General features: G+C 65.7%; 3 protein-coding genes. All 3 read right to left on the bottom strand.

Going from position 1 to position 4,898, the window contains the following annotated elements; all coding sequences use genetic code 11:
* Window positions 1-213: 213 nt before the first annotated feature.
* Window positions 214-1,095, bottom strand: a complete 882-nt coding sequence (locus QMX78_RS20070) for a LysR family transcriptional regulator (RefSeq protein WP_282272948.1) — start codon at window positions 1,093-1,095, stop codon at window positions 214-216.
* 135 nt (window positions 1,096-1,230) lie between these two features.
* Window positions 1,231-3,639, bottom strand: a complete 2,409-nt coding sequence (locus QMX78_RS20065; RefSeq protein WP_282272946.1) for a sodium:solute symporter — start codon at window positions 3,637-3,639, stop codon at window positions 1,231-1,233.
* Window positions 3,640-3,691: 52 nt separating this feature from the next.
* A complete protein-coding gene (locus QMX78_RS20060) occupies window positions 3,692-4,543 on the bottom strand; it encodes a CoA ester lyase (protein WP_282272944.1) in 852 nt (283 codons plus the stop codon).
* Window positions 4,544-4,898: the final 355 nt, after the last annotated feature.

Genomic DNA, 4,898 nt, shown 5'->3' with positions numbered 1-4,898 from the left:
GCCGAGCCATGCTCGGCAGGGGCTCTACCGGTAACGCTCCAGCCGAGCATGGCTCGGCACTACAGGGGATCTACGGGTAATGCCCTTGCCGAGCATGGCCCGGCACTACAGGGGATCTACGGGTAATGCCCTTGCCGAGCATGGCTCGGCACTACAGGGGATCTACGGGTAATGCCCCCTGCCGAGCATGGCTCGGCACTACAGGAACCCAGCTCAGTCGGTGGGCTGCAACAACGCCGTGCGCGCCTCGTCCAGCAGCACATTGACTTGGCGCAGGCGCACCGAGGAGCGCGACCAGACCATGCCGATGCGGCGCGGCTCGCTGGGCTCGGGCAGGGGAATGCGCACCACCGAAATGCCTTCCGGCCACGGCTTGGCCCAATCCGGCACCAGCGACACGCCGAGGCCGCGATCGACCATCACCGCAATCGCATTGAGCGCATTCAGCTCGAACCGTTCGCGCGGCACGATGCCGGCCTTGCGCAGGTATTCATCGGCCTGGCGGCCGCCCCATTCATGGCGGTCGTAGCGGATCAGCGGTTCCTCGCGCAGCAGCTTGTGCGGATCCGCACCGGTCAGGCGCGCCGGTGCCAGCACCACCAGCGGCTCTTCGCGCAGCAGCTGCCAGTCGCAGGTCTTGGGCAGCGAGAACGGTGCCTGCAGCACCATCGCCGCATCCAGGTCACCCGATTCCACCGCGCCATACAGGTCGGCCGAGTAACCGGGTTTGATGAAGACGTTGATCTCGGGGAACTTGGCCACCATCCGCGCCAGGATGTCCGGCACCAGCCCGCCCAGCGCGGTAGGGCAGGCGCCCAGCCGCAGTTCGCCGGCCATGCCGCTTTCGTTGGCGACGCTGCGCAGGTCGGCCACGCCACGCAGCAGGTCGCGCGCCCGCTGCAGGATGCGCGCACCTTCCTCGGTGACGCTGACGGTGCGGCCGGCGCGGGCGATCAGCGGCGCGCCCAGCTCGCGTTCCAGCGTGCGGATCTGCTGGGCGACGGCGGCCGGGGTGATGTGCAGCAGGCGGGCCGCCGCGGCCATGGAGCCACGGTCGACCACGGTGACAAAGGTATTGAGGAACTGGGTTTCCACGCGATTAGACCTCTCAGCTGCGCGCCAAACTACACCAGCGGGCGCGGCGGCGCGATCCGACCAACGTCATGGTCGTTGCTGAAGCTGGCTTCACGCCGCCGCGGAACCGGCCCGCAGCGGCGTGCCGACCGGTCTTCACACCGCGTCCTGCTTGTAGATGGTCAGGCCCTTCAGCGAACGGCTCGGGGCCGGGAAGAACAGGCTGGCCAGATAGCCGATCACGATGCACAGGAAGATCGAGATTGCCAGGTAGAAGTACGGATGGACCAGGTTGAACCACCATGCGACGAAGGTCAGCACGATGCTGGCGGCCACGCCGATTGCCACGCCGGCGGAGTTGGCGCGGCGGGTGAACATGCCCAGCGTATAAGCACCCGCAAAGCCGCCGCCGAGCAGGCCAGCCAGTTCGATCGACACGTCGAACAGGGAGTGGATGTCGTAGCGGGTCATGATCAGCGCCAGGCCGATCGCGGTCAGGCCGACCAGCACCGTGGAGATCTCGGCGAACAGCACGCTCTTGCGCGGGGTCGGGTTCTTGGCGATGCGCTCGTAGAAGTCGACCGAGATCAACGTGGCGACGCTGTTCATGATGCTCGACAAGGTGGCCATTGCCGCGGAGAACACGCCGGCGATGATCAGGCCGGTGACGCCCGGCGGCAGCTCGGCGGCGATGAACAGCGGGAAGGTCGCATCGATCGGCAGCAGCGGATCGAGGCGCTGCGGGTTGTTCTTGTAGAACACCCACAAGGCGGTACCGATGCCGTAGAAGATGAAGCCGCCCGGGATCATGATCGCAGCGAAGGCCCAGATCGAACGGCCGGCTTCCTTGTCCGACTTGGTGGCCAGGGTGCGCTGCATCAGCACCTGGTCCTTGGGGAAGGTCAGCACCACGTCGAACACGACCAGGAAGATGAAGCCCCACACCGTGGCCTTGGTCAGGTCGAAGCTGAAATCGAACAGCTTGGTCTTGTCTTCCATCGCCGCGGTGGCCACGAATTCACCGAAGCCGCCCTTCAGCGTCCACACGATAAAGAGGATGGCGAAGATCGCGCCGCCCATCTTCACGATCACCTGCACGAAGTCGGTCCAGATCACCGCCTTCATGCCGCCCATCGCGGTGTAGAGGATGGTGAACACGCCCATCATCATGATGCTCCACACCACGCTGATGCCGGTGATGGTGGCGATGGCCAATGCCGGCAGGAACAGCACCACGCTCATGCGCGCACCGATCTGCATGACGATGCACAGCGCGCTGGCGAGCATGCGGATGGCCGGATGGAAGCGGGTTTCCAGATAGGAGAACACGCTCATCAAATCCAGGCGACGCAGCAGCGGCACGATCCACACCGCCACGAACATCAGGCCCAGAACTGCGATCAGGTTGTTGGTCAGGTACTGCCAGTTGGTCTCGAAGGCCTTGGCCGGAATGGCGATGAAGCTGATCGAGCTGGTGTTGGTGGCGTACAAGCTCACGCCCGCTGCCCAGAACGGAATGCTGCGGCCACCGACGAAGAAGTCGGCGGTGCTGGCGCGCTTCTCGCGGAAATAGAAGTAGGCGCCCATGCCCAGCATCGCGCCGAGGTAGATGATGATCACCGTCCAGTCCATCCAACCCAGCAGGTGCTTGCCGCTCTGCAGTTCAAAGGTATGCAGGCTGCCATCGGCATTCGCCCAGGCCAGGCCATTGCCCCAGCTGGCGCTGGCCAGTGGTGCGTTGGCATCGGTATCGGCCAGGTCGGCCCAGGCGCTGGTGATGGTGTGGAAGGTGCGCGCGTGGCTGCTGCCAACCGCGTCGGTCACCTGCATCAACAAGTGCGCCTGGCCGAGTGCACGCAGCGAACCCGGGACAACGTCGCCACCGATGGCGGGCAGCTCATGCCAGCCCTTCTCTGCGTTCCAGCGCAGCAGTTGCTGCGCACCGTTGTTGCCGACCACCGCGTACAACGCGCCTTTCTGCGCCTGCAGGGCGACAACCGCGGCAGCGCCCGGCCAGATCGGCTGCGGCTGCCACTGCGTGGCGTCGGTCGGCTTTTTGTACAGCTGGGTCACGCCGCTATCGTCGACACCAGCGACGAACAGGGCGCCATCCAGGGCGGCTGCATGTGCATTGCCCAGTGGCGATGGCAGTGCCAGCGACTGGCCCTTGCCGAGGCTTTCGCCCTTGAGCGTGAGCTGCTGCAGCTGATTGCTGTGACTCGTATCCGGGCCGGTCAGCACCCAGGTTTTGTCGCCGGTGCGGACGATGTCCTGCACCACCTCGTTGCTGATGCCGGTGGCGGCCGTCCACGCCTTGCCATTCTTGTCGAGCAGCCAGGCCTTGTCGCCGGAGCGGGCCAGCAGGCGGCCATCGACATCCAGCAACTGCTGCACCGGCGCGGCCTCCGGCAGTGACGGCAGCGAGCCGGGCTTCACTGCATTCAAACTCTCGTCGGCGGCCGCCGTGCCGGCCAACGCCAGCAAGGTGGTGACGACGAGCAGACGGAAGCCGAGCGAGAAGCGGTGCGACAGCGCGGCGAGCGCGGTGGCCATGGGCGTGGGCATGGATGGAATCCCGGTAATGAACGGCGTGGCGGCGAACCGCCAGATGGAAAGATCAGGCGCGCAGGGCGCCGGCGAGCAGGGCTTCGGCCCGGCGCAGGTAGGGCACATCGATCATGCGTCCCTCGAACAGGAACGCACCGCGGCCCAGATCGCTGGCCGCCTGCGCGGCGGCAACAATACGCCGTGCTTCGTCCAGTTCGGCCTCGGCCACGCTGAAGATCACATTGGCCTGGCCCACCTGGCGCGGATGGATGCAGCTCTTGCCGATATAGCCCAACTGCTGCGCGAGCATGGCCTCGGTACGGAAGCCCTCCGCATCGGCCACATCCGGCCAAGCCCCGTCACAGGCGAACACGCCCGCTTCGGTGGCGGCCATTTTCACCGCGAACAGCACCGCATGCACATTGGCCGGCGTGCGGGCGATGCCATTGGGCGCGAACAGATCGCCCAGGCCCAACTGCAGGCCGACGACGCGCGGATGCGCGCCAGCCAATTCGGCGGCCAGACGCAGACTGCGCGGGGTTTCGATGTTCAGTAGCAGGCCGATCGGGCGGGTGACGCCATTGGCGGCCTCGGCGCGTTCCAGCGCGACGACCACCTGCCGCACCTGCGCGGCCGATTCCACCTTGGGGATGTTGAGCAGCCACAGGCCGGGCACCGCCATCGCAACCAGATCGGCGGCGAAGTGCGGGCTGTCGGTGGCGTTGGTACGGACGATCAGCAGCTTGTTGCTGGCAAGCACATCGGCGCGGGCAAGGAAGCTGGCGATGGCCGCGCGCGCCGCCTGTTTGCCAGCCTCGGGGACGGAATCCTCCAGATCGAAGGACAGGGCATCGGCCGCACTGGCCAAGGCCTTGTCGAACAGTTCCGGACGTGCGCCGGGCACAAACAGCTTGCTACGCATGGCTTCCCCTCACTTTGAAAGGCAGTCTGCGCGAATCGGAACGCTGAAAAAGTGTATTCCCCGACATTCACCCGATAGGTTTTGTTGTGGTTTGCGGGGTTTGGCGGGTGGGGAGAAAGCCTCAGCAAGGCGTCCAGGCGCGGGCTGTCCCTTCCCCCGCCCGCGGGGGAAGGTGTCCGAAGGGCGGAAGGGGGCACTTTTGACCTTGCCTCAGTTGCGGGAAGACAAGCCGAAGCGACGGGAGAGCCAAAGCCAAAGCCAAAGCCAAAGCCAAAGCCAAAGCCAAAGCCAAAGCCAAAGCCAAAGCCAAAGCCAAAGCCAAAGCACCCCTCCCCAACCCTCCCCTGCGCCGTTG

The organism is Stenotrophomonas sp. PS02298, assembly GCF_029959445.1.
Lineage (GTDB): Bacteria > Pseudomonadota > Gammaproteobacteria > Xanthomonadales > Xanthomonadaceae > Stenotrophomonas.
This window is presented reverse-complemented; position numbering and strand designations above follow the sequence as displayed.